The organism is Psychroflexus tropicus DSM 15496, assembly GCF_000378765.1.
Taxonomy (GTDB): Bacteria; Bacteroidota; Bacteroidia; order Flavobacteriales; family Flavobacteriaceae; genus Psychroflexus; species Psychroflexus tropicus.
This window is the reverse complement of the sequence record NZ_KB905344.1, coordinates 275,050-288,443: the sequence shown is the minus strand read 5'-3', so window position 1 is coordinate 288,443 and position 13,394 is coordinate 275,050. Positions and strand designations below refer to the sequence as shown.

15 protein-coding genes and 1 tRNA gene are annotated in these 13,394 nt (G+C 38.6%); 10 read left to right on the top strand and 6 right to left on the bottom strand.

Annotated features, from left to right (window positions below; translation table 11 throughout):
- Window positions 1–19 precede the first annotated feature (19 nt).
- Entirely contained in the window at window positions 20–1,129 is a 1,110-nt protein-coding gene (locus F598_RS0110925; protein ID WP_019039095.1) for a porin, read from the top strand.
- A gap of 466 nt (window positions 1,130–1,595) precedes the next feature.
- Here the strand turns inward: F598_RS0110925 and F598_RS0110920 are convergent, their stop codons facing one another.
- The 5 genes from F598_RS0110920 to F598_RS0110900 form a co-directional block, all read right to left on the bottom strand.
- Complete coding sequence (locus F598_RS0110920; protein WP_019039094.1) at window positions 1,596–2,852, bottom strand: NAD(P)/FAD-dependent oxidoreductase; 1,257 nt, start codon at window positions 2,850–2,852, stop codon at window positions 1,596–1,598.
- Between the two features lie 124 nt (window positions 2,853–2,976).
- Window positions 2,977–3,657 (bottom strand): aspartate/glutamate racemase family protein, encoded by a 681-nt coding sequence (locus tag F598_RS0110915; protein ID WP_019039093.1) that lies wholly within the window; start codon window positions 3,655–3,657, stop codon window positions 2,977–2,979.
- A 42-nt stretch (window positions 3,658–3,699) separates the two neighbouring features.
- Window positions 3,700–4,473: a carbonic anhydrase gene (locus tag F598_RS0110910; protein ID WP_019039092.1), complete on the bottom strand. Its 774-nt coding sequence runs from the start codon at window positions 4,471–4,473 to the stop codon at window positions 3,700–3,702.
- A complete protein-coding gene (locus tag F598_RS0110905; protein ID WP_019039091.1) occupies window positions 4,466–5,467 on the bottom strand; it encodes a c-type heme family protein in 1,002 nt (333 codons plus the stop codon). The genes F598_RS0110910 and F598_RS0110905 overlap by 8 nt, the downstream gene beginning before the upstream one ends.
- Window positions 5,468–5,591: 124 nt before the next feature.
- On the bottom strand, window positions 5,592–6,263 hold the full coding sequence (locus F598_RS0110900; protein WP_019039090.1) for a peroxiredoxin: 672 nt from the start codon (window positions 6,261–6,263) through the stop codon (window positions 5,592–5,594).
- 332 nt (window positions 6,264–6,595) lie between these two features.
- On the opposite strand from F598_RS0110900, the gene F598_RS15345 reads away from it, so the two are divergent.
- The gene (locus F598_RS15345) at window positions 6,596–6,733 is read left to right on the top strand and encodes a hypothetical protein (protein ID WP_157595004.1); all 138 of its coding nucleotides are present in this window, start codon (window positions 6,596–6,598) and stop codon (window positions 6,731–6,733) included.
- 3 nt (window positions 6,734–6,736) lie between these two features.
- On the opposite strand, the gene F598_RS0110895 is transcribed toward F598_RS15345, so the two are convergent.
- Window positions 6,737–7,540 (bottom strand): sulfite exporter TauE/SafE family protein, encoded by an 804-nt coding sequence (locus F598_RS0110895; RefSeq protein ID WP_019039089.1) that lies wholly within the window; start codon window positions 7,538–7,540, stop codon window positions 6,737–6,739.
- Window positions 7,541–7,670: 130 nt separating this feature from the next.
- Between F598_RS0110895 and F598_RS0110890 the strand changes: the two genes are divergently transcribed.
- The 8 genes from F598_RS0110890 (at window position 7,671) to F598_RS0110860 (ending at window position 13,245) form a co-directional block, all read left to right on the top strand.
- The gene (locus F598_RS0110890) at window positions 7,671–8,120 is read left to right on the top strand and encodes a GatB/YqeY domain-containing protein (RefSeq protein WP_019039088.1); all 450 of its coding nucleotides are present in this window, start codon (window positions 7,671–7,673) and stop codon (window positions 8,118–8,120) included.
- A 55-nt stretch (window positions 8,121–8,175) separates the two neighbouring features.
- A tRNA-Arg gene (locus F598_RS0110885) sits at window positions 8,176–8,249 on the top strand.
- Between the two features lie 581 nt (window positions 8,250–8,830).
- On the top strand, window positions 8,831–9,664 hold the full coding sequence (locus tag F598_RS14605) for an alpha/beta fold hydrolase (protein ID WP_019039087.1): 834 nt from the start codon (window positions 8,831–8,833) through the stop codon (window positions 9,662–9,664).
- Window positions 9,657–10,145 carry an RNA polymerase sigma factor gene (locus F598_RS0110875; protein ID WP_019039086.1) on the top strand — a complete coding sequence of 163 codons (489 nt, stop codon included), beginning with the start codon at window positions 9,657–9,659 and terminating at the stop codon, window positions 10,143–10,145. The genes F598_RS14605 and F598_RS0110875 overlap by 8 nt, the downstream gene beginning before the upstream one ends.
- A complete protein-coding gene (locus tag F598_RS0110870) occupies window positions 10,142–10,714 on the top strand; it encodes a hypothetical protein (RefSeq protein ID WP_019039085.1) in 573 nt (190 codons plus the stop codon). The genes F598_RS0110875 and F598_RS0110870 overlap by 4 nt, the downstream gene beginning before the upstream one ends.
- A gap of 73 nt (window positions 10,715–10,787) precedes the next feature.
- Window positions 10,788–11,003, top strand: coding sequence for a hypothetical protein (locus tag F598_RS0110865; RefSeq protein WP_019039083.1), 216 nt, complete (start codon window positions 10,788–10,790; stop codon window positions 11,001–11,003).
- Window positions 11,004–11,241: 238 nt separating this feature from the next.
- Window positions 11,242–11,403, top strand: a complete 162-nt coding sequence (locus tag F598_RS15730) for a putative toxin-antitoxin system toxin component, PIN family (protein WP_281163572.1) — start codon at window positions 11,242–11,244, stop codon at window positions 11,401–11,403.
- 315 nt (window positions 11,404–11,718) lie between these two features.
- Window positions 11,719–13,245 carry an anti-phage protein gene (locus F598_RS0110860; RefSeq protein WP_019039082.1) on the top strand — a complete coding sequence of 509 codons (1,527 nt, stop codon included), beginning with the start codon at window positions 11,719–11,721 and terminating at the stop codon, window positions 13,243–13,245.
- Window positions 13,246–13,394 lie beyond the last annotated feature (149 nt).

Genomic DNA, 13,394 nt, shown 5'->3' with positions numbered 1-13,394 from the left:
AACTCAAATTTCATGGATCATGAAAAATCTATTATGTTCACTTAGTTTTGTTTTATGTGCGACTTTCTACGTCAATGCACAAGTAGATGAAGCCTGGAAAGAAAGTCCTTCTTTAAGTATCTATGGCTTTGCCGATCTTTTTTATGTTTATGATTTTAATGAACCAGAAGGTGACCTCAGACAGCCGTTCTTTTTTAATCACAATCGGCATAATGAATACAACTTAAACTTAGGTCTGATCAAGTTAGGTCTGGACCATTCAAGATACAGGGCTAATCTTGCTTTACAGACGGGGACTTATGCCAACGATAATTATGCGCAGGAACCCGGTGTCTTAAAAAATATTTTTGAAGCCAACGTAGGTATCGCATTAACTGCTAATCAAAATTTATGGCTGGATGTGGGAATACTCCCGTCTCATCTAGGCTTCGAGAGTGCTATTTCTCTGGATAATTTCACCCTCACCCGTTCCTTATCGGCAGAAAACTCGCCTTATTTTTTGGCCGGGGCTAAATTGACTTACCAGCTCAATGACAAGCTAGAAATCGCAGGACTCATGGTAAATGGATGGCAACGTATCCAACGACTAGAAGGAAATTCACTGCCCTCTTTTGGTACCCAACTCTTGTATGAGGCTTCAGATCGATTGAGCTTAAACTGGAGCACGTTTATAGGCACAGATGATCCGGATGAAACTCGACGTATGCGTTATTTTAGTAACCTTTATGGTCAATTTTGGGTTTCAGAGCGCTTTCAATTTCTAGCTGGCTTTGATGTAGGTGCTCAGCAAACTTCTAAGGGTAGCTCAAGCTATGATTTTTGGTTTTGTCCCACTTTGATAGGACAATATCATATAAACGAGAGATGGAAAACGGCCTTAAGAGTTGAATATTATCAGGATGAAAATGCAGTGATTATACCAACGTTTTCTCCTAGCGGGTTTAAAACAACAGGACTTTCTGCAAATATAGATTACGCTCCTATACCAAATCTGGCTTGCAGGTTGGAGACTCGCTGGCTAGATAGTGAAGATGCTGTTTTAGGACCTGAAAATAATAGGGATAATTCAAACTTTTTTATTGGAGCATCCATAGCTATTGAATTTATGGAAATCCTTAGTCGTAAGTAAAGAGGTTGGTGAGGAGTGGATAGTAAAAATAGGAAATCAAAAATTTGAAATTTGAAATAAAATTATGGGCAGGATTTAGTTATTAGGTTGTAGGATTTATTACTCCGTTGAGTTATGACTTCGTCTTTATTCGTTTTTATACGTGTGGTCGTGTAGTCGTGTAATCGATATTCGTTAATCGTTATTCGGTATTCATCATTCGATATTTAATATTCTTGTATTTTAAAAATCGGCGGACTAGTGGACTGCTGAACTGATTCACGGTTAAATAGCCCCGATAGGAGTGGAAATCCTGGAGGAAGACCTACGTAGCTAGAGCTAGATCCAAAAAGCGACCAACAGAAGCTCTTTTGGAGCTTTAGCTTGCTCAGCAGGACGACGACAGATTGTAAAGGATAGCGGGAATAGCTCCAAAAAAAACAGAATCCTTTTGAGACTCTGTTTTAAATTTGAATTTAAACACTAATTACACGGCTTCCCCTTTCATCATTTTGTTCCAGTACAAATAAGGTAAACCGTATTTTTTTAACATCCAAAGTCTCCAATGTTCTTTAGCCGAATTAAAGACCAGCATTTGTTTTAGTTTAGGGTCTGGAGTGAAGTTTCCTTCATAGTCAAACTCTGCTAAGGCCATTTTACCATAGCCAGTCACTAGTGGACAAGAGGAATAGCCTTTATAATCTTTGTTGGACGCAGGTTTATTATTCATCATAAACGTTAAGTTCTCAACCACAACAGGCACCTGTTTTCTGATGGCTGCTCCTGTTTTTGCCGTTGGTAAAGCCGCTACATCGCCTAAAGCGAAAATATTGGGATAGGTGTTATGTTGTAGAGAATTGATATTAACATCTACCCAACCATCTTGGTTGACCAGGTTGGATTCTTTAATAAATTTTGGAGCGGTTTGAGGTGGTGCCAGGTGGAGCATATCAAAAGGCATATCAATAAGTGCCTCTCCAGATATACGCTCTCCAATTTCTTTACTTTCGTTGGTCACACATTGGTTTTCATCATCTCCAACGTATTTATAAGTGATGATTTTTTTATCCGCATCTATCTTAATAGGTGCATAAAATGGTTTGAAGTGCATGCCGTATCGGTCGACTACTTTCTGTAAAGTCTCACGAATTTCTTTTACACCAAACAACACGGTACCTGGCGTCGCAAAAATCACTCGGGCATTTACTTTATTTTTTCTAAAATGATCGGCGGCAAGATAAGCTATTTTTTGAGGAGCACCTCCACATTTGATAGGCGTTGTAGGTTGCGTAAATACCGCATTCCCTCCTTTAAAGTTTTGAATCACCTCCCAGGTATGTTTAGGATCGGTATAATTACTACACACCACACCTTTACCTAAAGCTGATTCTAAACCATCGATCAAGGTGAGATCCATCACTAAGCCTGGAGCTACCACTAAATAATCGTAAGCAATCTCACCAGAATTTTGAGTTTTCACTATATTATTATCGGCATCAAAACCAGTTGCATAGTCCTGAATCCAATCAGCGCCCTCAGGAATTAAATCCTTCATTGGTTTAGCTGTGTCGTCATAATTATAAGTTCCTCCGCCAACAAGGGTCCATGCGGGCTGATAATAATGTGTGTCTGCGGGATCAATAATTCCAATAGAAAGGCTGGAATCCTTTTTGAGGAGTTGTGCCGCCGTCATAATTCCTGCCGTACCTCCTCCAATAATTAATACTGAATACTTTGACTTCATAAAACTAAATTTTCATAAAAATAACCAAAATGCATTATTAATTATGTAACAAATGTTACCCTAATAAAGTGATATTCTTAAGTTTATGAAGTGTTTAATGTATTATCTATAAAAATAAAACAGATTACTTAGATAATATAAAATCGACTGCTGCCTGAATGTGTAAATCTGTAGTTTTTAAAAAAGGAAGTTTAGCCTGTTCTTTTTTAAGCAAAATCGGAAGTTCTGTGCATCCCAGAATCACGGCATCTACTTTAGTCTCATGAGCTGAAATTAGTTTGATGTAAAATTCTTTAGCTTCTTTGGTGAACTGTCCCTGCGTCAATTCTTTGGAAACAAAGTAATGAGACCGGTTAATGTTCTCTTCATCAGGGATACTGATTTGAAGGTGATGAGTTTTTGCGAGGTAGTCCTTTAAAAAAGCTTTAGTCATCGTGGGTTTATTTCCCAGTAAAAGTAAGCTTTGATGGCCCTGGAGCTTCGCTTCGGCAGCAACAGCATCGGCGATATGAAGAAATGGAATTCCTATTTTAGGCTGCACATACTCTACAGCCATATGAGGAGTGTTGGCGCAGATCATAAGCGCTTCTGCTCCAGCCTGCTCCAGGGTTTTCGCTACTTTTAAATAAGTCTTATTGATTTCGTCTTCATCCTGCCGTCTCATCACCTCTATGTTGATACTGTATAAGAGCAATTCTGGATTCTGTGAACTGCCAATCTCATCACCAACTTTTTTATTGATTTCGCGATAGTATTCCAAGGTGGAATGGTAGGAGGTTCCTCCAATAAGTCCTAGTCGTTTCATATTCAATGTTTTTTTATGGTACTGATATTCATACTTCAGAGATTAAAACGAAGTAGAATAGATGACCCTTCCATGATGAGGCTGTTCGTCCCTGTAATTATTGATAGGCATCAGATATCTTAGCAATTCTACCTGTTCAAGGGCGATCTCTATGGGTTTTTTAAAGACAATCCAGGTCACATCTTCAGAACATGGGGGTGTAGTCAGCGAACCCTGATAGGTAAAATAACCTTTCTGGTCGGGTAGGTTTTGAGACATGTCAAAGGGTGCCTGAATCAGTTTAGTCTCCCCTTTTTGGATTGGAAGGTAACTTTCCAGTAACTCAAAAGGCTTGCTATTTTGGCCCTCTTTCACCATGACAGATAAAACTAAAAACTCGGTATCCGAATTTTGATGAACCAGGTGAATCTCTAAAGGATAACGTACCCCTTCGATAAGATGCTCTGCTGGTTCATGAAAATGAAACTGTTTCAGGTGAAAAGTATCCTGCTTATGAATCAAAAAATCACCGTGTTCAAAATCATACTGAATCGAATGTCCATTGTTAACTACATCGTGGAGCAGGGTTTCTTCAGCATAATGTAAGTCCACTGGCTCGAGGTCTTCTGCAGTTTTGAAATTTACCAAGTTGATAGGAGACTGAAAGTTTCCATTACAATTAGTCTCTCCTTCAAGTTCGGCCCAATGCTCTGGCCCTGTCTCTCCATCGTAACTCCAATGCTTGGAATTATGTTTATTTTCTTTATGTTCTTCAGCGGACTGCTGACAACCTATTATTAAAAATAAGGCCGAAAACGATAAGATTAATTTATTCATTGGTATTAAAAGTTATGCTCCACATCCCTCTCACTTCATTTACATCATAACCTATGGCCTTGTCGTTGGGATAGAGTTTCTGAATCCTTTGTAAGGTTTTGGAATGAATGTCCTGTCCAGGAGAACCGTGGCATTTCAAACACATGTTATTAGTCACTATTGGATAGTAAAAATTGACGTTTTCACCCTTCTCTACTACTATTGGTTCTGGCTCTTCACCATTTTTTAAAACCTCTTTATAGACTGAGATGTATTTCAATTCTTCAGGATTTGCCTCATTTTTCGGATTTCTATTCTGATCAGACACTCGCTTTATGATCGCGTTGTGCTTAGTGGCCATAGAATCTGTGAGTGGCATCGCCTGCACATTACAAAAGGAAAGCGCGTGAAGGACGCCTTCTTTTTGTATCGCTCCCATTAGGTTTTTACCTAAAGTCGCTTTGGTGGATTTTGCATAAGACATCCCGATATCAGCATAACTCTGCTCAGCAGCTGGAAGTGAACTAACGGACTTACCCTTTTGTTTGTATTTTTTCCCGTGATGCTTCTGCCAATGTGCTTCAAACCACTCAGGTTGAGCAATCTCATAATCGTACATAAATGCAGCAATAGCCTCAATGTCTTTCTGTTGATAGGGTTGATAAGGCATCAATCCAAAACGCTTCACCGCTCCTTTCAGCTTTACTTTTTCTTGAGCTGGGCGTTCTACAAAATTCCAAATATGCTTGATAAACTCTTCTTTATTTTGGGCATCCCTGGAATACCTTGCCTTGATGGCTGCCATAGGTGGAGCAATCATCGAGGCCTGTTCTGCACTAGGACTATGACAGAGGTAACACTTGTTTTCCATCAGTTTTTTTCCTCTTACTGCCAGGTCTTCGGAGTTGATATCCTCTGACTTGATTTTGATATAATCGCCTTCAGGTTTTTTGGTTTTTTGCTTGCAGGACGCCAGGCTTAAAAGCAAGACGAAGGCTATTAGGATCCATTTCATCACTATCGTATTTGATACTGCAAGTTACTTTCAGCATGATAAAGGAACAGTAACCAAAGTTACAAGAAGCAAAAAAAAGCGGAGATGAAATCTCCGCTTTTAAATCAACTAAAATAAATGTCAACTAAAATTGTTTCTTAGCCAGGTACCAGGTGGTTTTCTCTACATAATCATCCTCTAATCTAGCCTCATAGTCTTTTAAAGTCTTTGGAGGAGAAACGATTCCTTTATCACCTTTTTTCCAGTCTAATGGGCAGGCTGCAGAATTTTCATCTGAAAATTGAAGCGCTTCTAATGACCTTAAGATCTCATCCATATTTCTACCAACGTTAAGTGGGTAATACATGATCAGTCTTATTTTTTTGCTTGGATCTATAAAGAAAACGGCTCTTACAGCTGCGGTTTCACTTTCATTAGGTTGCAGCATTCCGTAAAGCTTAGATACTTTCATATCAATGTCGGCGATGATAGGAAAATCCATATAGACGCCTGTGTTTTGCTTAACGCTGTCTACCCATCCGATGTGTGAATGAATCGAGTCGATACTCAATCCTAACAATTCGGTATTAAGGGCTTCAAATTCTGATTTACGTTCTGCAAATCCACTCATTTCTGTGGTACATACGGGGGTGAAATCTGCCGGGTAAGAAAACATGACCGTCCATTTATCTGGCGCAAATTCAGACATTTTCATTTTTCCATGTGTTGTCACCGCTTCAAAATCTGGCGCCTGATCACCAATTCTTGGCATTTGTATAGGCTGTTCTGATGTGTTTTGATTCTTTAAATCTTCCATAGTTTTATCTTTCTAATTACAGTACGAATATAAGTTATAACTATAGTTTTTTAAGTAACAATAGTTACGCCTGATAGCGAATATTAAAAAAAATAGGTTGATGATTAGTTGACTGTTGCTAGAAAGTAGGTAGTGGGTAGTGATTAATGATTAGTGATTAGTGATTAGTGATTAGTGATTAGTGATTAGTGATTAGTGATTAGTGATTAGTGATTAGTGATTAATGATTAGTGATTAGTGATTAGTGATTAGTGATTAGTGATTAGTGAAAAATAAGAAATAAAAAATTTGAAATAAAAAATACTAAATGGAAACCCCTAGCCCCGATAGAAATGGAAAGCCCGCAAACGGTTCTGCTATATAAAAGCAATGGCCATAAAGCGACCAAGGGAAGCTCTTTTGGTGGATTAGCTTTTACAGCAGAGCGGAGCGGACTTGCAATGGATAGCGGGAATAGCTCCTCAGGATAGAAGCTATTGAGTAAATTCTTTATAGACAATGTAAATCCCCATGAGGAGGACAAACCAGCCAAAGCCTTTTTTCAATTTTGCGCCATCGATGAATTTATTCAGCCAGATGCCTACAAAGATCCCCACGACGGAGAGTCCGGTGAAGAGACCTAAGAAACTCCAGTCGATGTCGATGTTTTGCACATCTCCCAGAAAACCAATCAGGGATTTAACAGCGATAATCAATAGCGAAGTCGCTACTGCTTTTTTCATAGGAAGTTTAGCGAGAAGTACCAGGGCCGGAATAATCAGAAATCCACCACCAGCACCTACAATACCGGTAAGAAATCCAACGACTACTCCTTCTATGATAATCAGCGGATAATTATACTTCACCTCCACTTCTTTTTCGGCTACATCCTTCTTTTTATTTTTAATCATGGAATAGGACGCCAGTACCATAATGAGCGCGAAGAACAACATGATACCGATATCTTTAGTCACTTCGAAACCGCCTAAAGTAAATATAGACTCAGGAATAGCGGGAACTGCATACTTTCTGGTGGCATAGACGGCGATAAACGCAGGGATAGCAAACACGATGGCTGTTCTGATATCGACCAGACCTTTTTGCATGTTACGCACTGCCCCCACCAAACTGGCTGTACCGACGACGAATAAAGAGTAGGCTGTTGCTGTGACGGGATCTTCCATCAAGAGGTAGACCAAAACCGGTACGGTGAGTATAGAGCCCCCTCCACCGATTAAACCTAAAACAACACCTATAACTAAAGCTCCGAAAAATCCTAAGAGTTCTATTATTTCCATGAAAAGTGAATCATTTGTGGGGCAAAGGTAGATCGAAGATAAAGCTACTGCAGTAACTTTGGTTACATTGAAAGTAAGGCTTTGGATTGATTTTGAAGTAATATTATTTATCTTAGCCTAAAAAATAAACATGGCACTTGAACAAGAGGTAATGCAAAAAATGAAAGAAGCAATGAAAGCAAAAGACACAGTGGCTTTAGCTTCTTATCGCTCTATAAAAAGTGAAATTTTAAAAGCAAAAACAGCATCGGCCAACAAAGACGATATGAGTGAAGCCGAAGAGTTGAAGCTGGTTCAGAAACTTGTGAAGCAACGAAAAGACAGTGCTCAGACCTACAAAGAACAGAACAGAGAGGACCTCGCTGAAGCTGAACTGGAAGAAGCTAAAATCATTGAGCAGTTTTTACCGGCTCAGTTAAGTGAAGAGGAAATCGGTAAAGAAGTAGAAGCGATTATCGCAGAAACTGGCGCTAGTTCGATGAAGGATATGGGTAAAGTCATGGGCTTAGCCTCTCAACGCTTAGCTGGAAAGGCTGATGGCAAAACTATTTCTAAAATCGTGAAAGAGAAGCTGTCATAGAATCGATTAGTGTTGTAAGTTTGCATAATAGATTTCCGTGTTCACGGAAATTTGAGGCCGCGTGGCGCAACTGAATAGCGCATCAGATTTCGGCTCTGAGGGTTGCAGGTTTGAATCCTGCCGCGGTCACGAATAAATAAAAACACCTTATTTAAAAACCAAGCTCGCTTGAGATTTTAAATAAGGTGTTTTTATTTTCAAAGCGGAACGCTTGGGGGGATGCACGAAGTGAATCTTGCCATGCCTACCTGCCAGAGGCAGACGACAGGAAAGGTCACAATCACTCACAACTACATTGTGGATTTAACAAAAAAACACTTACAAGTTCGCTTTTGGTTTTATATAGGGTGTTTTTATTTTCAAAGCTGAACGCTTTGGGATGCACGAAGTGAATCCATTTTGGTCACTACAAGCTCAAAAAATCCATCTTACACCTCGTAAATATCACCTTGAACTTGTTTCAAGGTCTTGATAGACACTAGCTATCAGCTGCTTTAAGATTCTGAAATAAACCTGCCTGCGTGATGCTTTCAGGCAGGCTCAGAATGACAATATTATGGGTTTTGAGAAAGTCATTTTTCTATTTTTAAAGCCTTTCCATGAAAACCTTATCTAAAACCCAATATTTCAGCGAGTCTAAAAAATTTTCTTCCAACCTGTAATAATTCAAAAGTGTTGTGTCTAAAAGGTGAAACTTAAACTTAATAGACATGACACATTCGACTACATTTTCAGTACTATTCTTTTTTTTAGTTCAACTCAAAGGCTTTTCTCAGCAGGCCATACAGGTTCAGCAAAACGGGGAAGGCGAACCGATTTTGTTTCTCCCAGGCTTCGCCAATTCGTCTGAGGTCTGGACAGAAACTCTGGATCATCTGGACGGCACTTATCAAACTCACCTTATCGATTATGCCGGTTTTAATGGCTTGCCCCCTATAGACAGCCCTTGGCTGCCTCGGGTGAATCAGGCGCTGGTAGACTACATCCAGTCCAAGGATCTGAAGCAGGTAACGCTTGTTGGCCATAGTCTTGGCGGTACTCTTGCGCTTTACCTGGCGGCAGAATTAAAAGAGCGGGTCAAGGAGATCATTCTGGTAGATGCGCTTCCGTACACCGCCAAATTGATGTTCCCAAACCAGACTGAATTTGAGTACGACAACCTTTTTTCAAAATCCATGCTGGAGATGGATGACTCGTCTTTCGAAACTATGGCTACTCAACAGGTAAATATGATGGCCTTTAACGAAGACAAACGACCTCAAATTCTGGAATGGATTCTCAACACCGATCGTAAAACCTATGTCAATGGTTATATAGATTATCTTAACTTTAATGCCACGACCTTTCTCGAACAGATTGATTGCCCGGTGCTGATTTTGGGAGTGACAAGTTATGGCGAAGCACAAGCTAAACAAACCTATAAGGACCAGTACCAGTTGCTGAAACATTATGACTTAAAAATGGCACCAACCTCTGCCCATTACATCATGTACGATCAACCCGAGTGGTTTTACACCCAACTTAATCTGGCGCTGAATGACTAAGTCGGCTGATTTTGAATCGATTTACAAAGCTCAGCAACCAGCGGTAATGCGCTTGTGTTTGGGATACTTTGGCGGTGATCAGGATAAGGCTAATGACGTTTGCCAGGAGATTTTTATCAAAGTATGGAAACACATGAATAAGTTTGAAGGTAAGTCTCAGGTGAGCACCTGGATTTACCGCATCGCCGTGAATACCTGCCTCAACGCCTTAAGGAAAAACAAGTCGACACCACAAACGCTTGAGCTTCAGGACCACCTTGTTGCGGCTGAGGACAACACCCCAGGCCATACCAATGCCCGCTTACAAGCCATGTATGCCTGTATCGAACAACTGAATCCTAAAGACCGGTCCATCATTCTGCTGGTCTTGGAGCAAGAACCTTATCCTGAAATTGCCAGCATCCTGGGTATTTCAGAAAATAACCTCCGGGTTAAAATTCACCGAATTAAAGACAAACTATCAAAATGCGTATCCTTATGACCTTTCAAGACCTAGAACAGACCTGGCAGGGGCAAGCTCCCGCAAAACATCCTCTTTCTTCAGAAGAGGTCGCCACCAAAGCTAAAGCCAGCCTAAGGCAGATGAGAATCCAACAACTTTACACCTTGATTATCCTGGGAGTCACCTGTCTGGTTTTGGCCGGCTTCTACATCTACATCGAAGCTTACAACGACCTCTGGTCGGGATTGGGCATTCTGGTAATGGTGCTGAGTTTAGTGCTGCGGATGGGGCTGGAAGTCTACCACAACCAAAGCCTGAAGAACATCGACCCCACCCAGGACCAGCAGACTTTTCTGCAACAGCACCGAAGCTATTTTAAACAACGGCAGTGGGTGCATTTTGGATTTACGCCCCTGGTCTACCTGCTTTATTTTTGGGGATTCTGGCAAATGTTGCCTGCCTTTAAGACCAACCTCTCCAGCGGATTTTACACCTATATTCTGATTAGTGGCAGCTTGGTTTTTTTGGGCTTAGCCGTATTTATCGGTTACCACATTAAAAAAGAACTCCGGGACTTAAGGTTTTTTGAGCAGCTGATTTCGAAATAAATGAAACTATTTCACCAAATAATTAAAATAATTAGTACAATTAAATTTCTTAATTTAGGAAAAAATATTAGTGATGGAAACAATTCAAATTGATATACTTAATCCAAAAGCGAAAAAGCTTTTGAAGGATTTAGCTGACTTGAATTTAATTAAAATAAATAAAGAAAATACTAAATCAGACTTTTCATCTTTACTCAAAAAATTAAAATCAAATTCTGATGACGAAATCTCACTTGATGAGATAACCGATGAAGTAGAGCAAATAAGAAAATTGCGTCATGAAAAATAAGAAGGTAATCCTGGATACCAATCTTTAGATTAGCTTTTTGATAACAAAACAATTTACTCAAATAGATCAACTTGTAAAGAGCAAGAAAATCATCTTAATTTTCTGAGACGAATTGATAACAGAATTTATAGATGTTGTCAACCAACCAAAATTTGAAAAATATTTTTCCAAAAAAGACATCAAGAAAATTCTATATTATTTTGACGATTTTGGTGAGTTGATATAAGTAAAATCTGATATTAAACTTTGTCGTGATCCTAAAGATAATTTTTTACTCAACCTTTTAGTTGACTCAAAAGCAGATTATTTAATTACTGGAGATGATGATTTACTTGTTTTAGATAAAATGGAACGAACACAAATCATGACCTTTACTGAATTTATAAAACATATCGAATAAATTCTAAGGGTAGGACAGCGAGTTTATAGCTTCTGTAAGTTTAGCGGTATGTATCGGCTACCACATTAAAAAAGAACCCCGGGAGTTAAAGTTTTTTGAGGAGCACATTTCAAAATAAACCTATGCCATGAGGCTAGTATTCGTGAGCCTCAGCCCCAAATGTGGATAAGTCGTTGATAACTTTTATACGTGAGAGCGTTATTTTAAGGAAAATTGCTGTAGTTTAGACCTTCATTAACATTCTATCTTTATTCTGGTATTGACACTGCTGGTTTTTAATTTGAGTGAGGATATAAAGAATAATATTAGTCTCTCATGAGCATATATAACAATCTAGGTTTTAAAGAGAATCCATTTGCTTATACAGATGCAGATAAAGAACAATTAATAACGGAATACTTTGTACCGCCACCTTACTTTGAGGCTATTCAAGGAGATTATAAGAGCCCATCATCTTCGGTTGTCATGGCTCCTAGAGGAAGCGGTAAAACAGCACAAAGAAAAATGATCGAAGAGTGGACAAAAGACAAGCCTATTCTGTCAGTCACAATTGATCGATTTGAATTTGGAGCTACTCAGACAATAGAAGATGTGTCCCTGCCCTATCATTTGAAAAGTATTATCACAAACACACTCTTAAGTCTAATTTTTTGGACTTCCGAGTATCCAGATACTCTTAAAAATCTTTCAAAGGAAGATAAAAAGAATCTCTCGATGTTAGCACATAATTATTTAGGTGATTTAAGTGGCGGACAAGCAAAAGAAATTATGTCAAGTCTTAAATCGTTACCACAAAAAATCAAAGCTTTTTGGAGCGAAAATATTGGATTTCTTGACTCATTAGTAAATTTTTTACTCAAAAACTATGATTTACCAGAAATTGATTTGCCAAGTTTAAAACAGGAAGAAAAAAAATTAAATGAGTCATATAAATATCAGCTAGAACTTTTATTTGAACTATCTAAAAAGTTTGGTTTTCAAGCAATTTACATTCTGCTAGATAAGATTGACGAAACCGAAAAAACTGGAAATGACCAACTTGCCTCTTACAAATTAATTGAGCCATTAATAAGGGACCTTGATACACACTCATTAAATGGGTATGCATTCAAATACTTTCTATGGGACAAAATATACCCATTCTATCTGAAAGGAGGCAGACCCGATAGAATTACACAGCATAACTTATTATGGTCTAGAAATGCTCTAAAAGCCATGTTGAGTAAAAGACTATCTGTTTTTTCAGATGGAAAGGTAACCACATTTTCTCAACTTTTTACTGCTGATCTTAGCACCGATGTTGATGATATTATTATTACATTGAGTGGTTATTCACCAAGAAATGTAATACGGCTTTGTGACGAAATTATTGCTGAACAGACCTTGATCGATTCAAATGTTAGCAAGCTTGATAAAAGAACATTAGATCGAGCTAGTTTAAAGTATTCAGAAAAAATTTGCAAAGAGCTTTACGGAGAAAACGCTCTAAAAGACATAAAAAAAATTGACCAAGAACTATTTACTATAGCGTATTTAGCTTCAAATGTGTACAAAACACATAATAATTCTGTACGGCCAAAGGTAGCGAGTTGGGAAAAGAAAGGATTCTGCCACAATGTAGGAAACGATAAAGGAGGGAAGTCCAAGAAACCTACTCAGGTTTATTTCATCTCAGACGCTAGAGCCAATAGAATGATCAACAGTAAAGTGCCAATTGAAGAATGGATTAAATCTAATTGGATGACATGTAGTCATTGTGACGCTGATGTATTGTTAGATATTTCATTGGCTGGTGATGGTTATGAAATTGAATGCTGGAGATGTAACAGAAATCTAATATAATATGCTAATAAAAATATACATAATACTCAACGGAATACGGACAAAATCAAAGCCGTTGCTATTAACCTAACCGATAAAAAAAATTTACCTCTCATTATAATCATTGTCAGTGTAGTATGAATCCTGTTGAATTTCATTTTCACATCTGC

What these genes read in the sequence shown, in the direction of transcription:
- F598_RS0110925 (WP_019039095.1), top strand. Translation starts at nt 20, where the DNA reads ATGAAAAATCTATTATGTTCACTTAGTTTTGTTTTATGTGCGACTTTC.
- F598_RS0110920 (WP_019039094.1), bottom strand. Translation starts at nt 2,852, where the DNA reads ATGAAGTCAAAGTATTCAGTATTAATTATTGGAGGAGGTACGGCAGGA.
- F598_RS0110915 (WP_019039093.1), bottom strand. Translation starts at nt 3,657, where the DNA reads ATGAAACGACTAGGACTTATTGGAGGAACCTCCTACCATTCCACCTTG.
- F598_RS0110910 (WP_019039092.1), bottom strand. Translation starts at nt 4,473, where the DNA reads ATGAATAAATTAATCTTATCGTTTTCGGCCTTATTTTTAATAATAGGT.
- F598_RS0110905 (WP_019039091.1), bottom strand. Translation starts at nt 5,467, where the DNA reads ATGAAATGGATCCTAATAGCCTTCGTCTTGCTTTTAAGCCTGGCGTCC.
- F598_RS0110900 (WP_019039090.1), bottom strand. Translation starts at nt 6,263, where the DNA reads ATGGAAGATTTAAAGAATCAAAACACATCAGAACAGCCTATACAAATG.
- F598_RS15345 (WP_157595004.1), top strand. Translation starts at nt 6,596, where the DNA reads ATGGAAAGCCCGCAAACGGTTCTGCTATATAAAAGCAATGGCCATAAA.
- F598_RS0110895 (WP_019039089.1), bottom strand. Translation starts at nt 7,540, where the DNA reads ATGGAAATAATAGAACTCTTAGGATTTTTCGGAGCTTTAGTTATAGGT.
- F598_RS0110890 (WP_019039088.1), top strand. Translation starts at nt 7,671, where the DNA reads ATGGCACTTGAACAAGAGGTAATGCAAAAAATGAAAGAAGCAATGAAA.
- F598_RS14605 (WP_019039087.1), top strand. Translation starts at nt 8,831, where the DNA reads ATGACACATTCGACTACATTTTCAGTACTATTCTTTTTTTTAGTTCAA.
- F598_RS0110875 (WP_019039086.1), top strand. Translation starts at nt 9,657, where the DNA reads ATGACTAAGTCGGCTGATTTTGAATCGATTTACAAAGCTCAGCAACCA.
- F598_RS0110870 (WP_019039085.1), top strand. Translation starts at nt 10,142, where the DNA reads ATGACCTTTCAAGACCTAGAACAGACCTGGCAGGGGCAAGCTCCCGCA.
- F598_RS0110865 (WP_019039083.1), top strand. Translation starts at nt 10,788, where the DNA reads ATGGAAACAATTCAAATTGATATACTTAATCCAAAAGCGAAAAAGCTT.
- F598_RS0110860 (WP_019039082.1), top strand. Translation starts at nt 11,719, where the DNA reads ATGAGCATATATAACAATCTAGGTTTTAAAGAGAATCCATTTGCTTAT.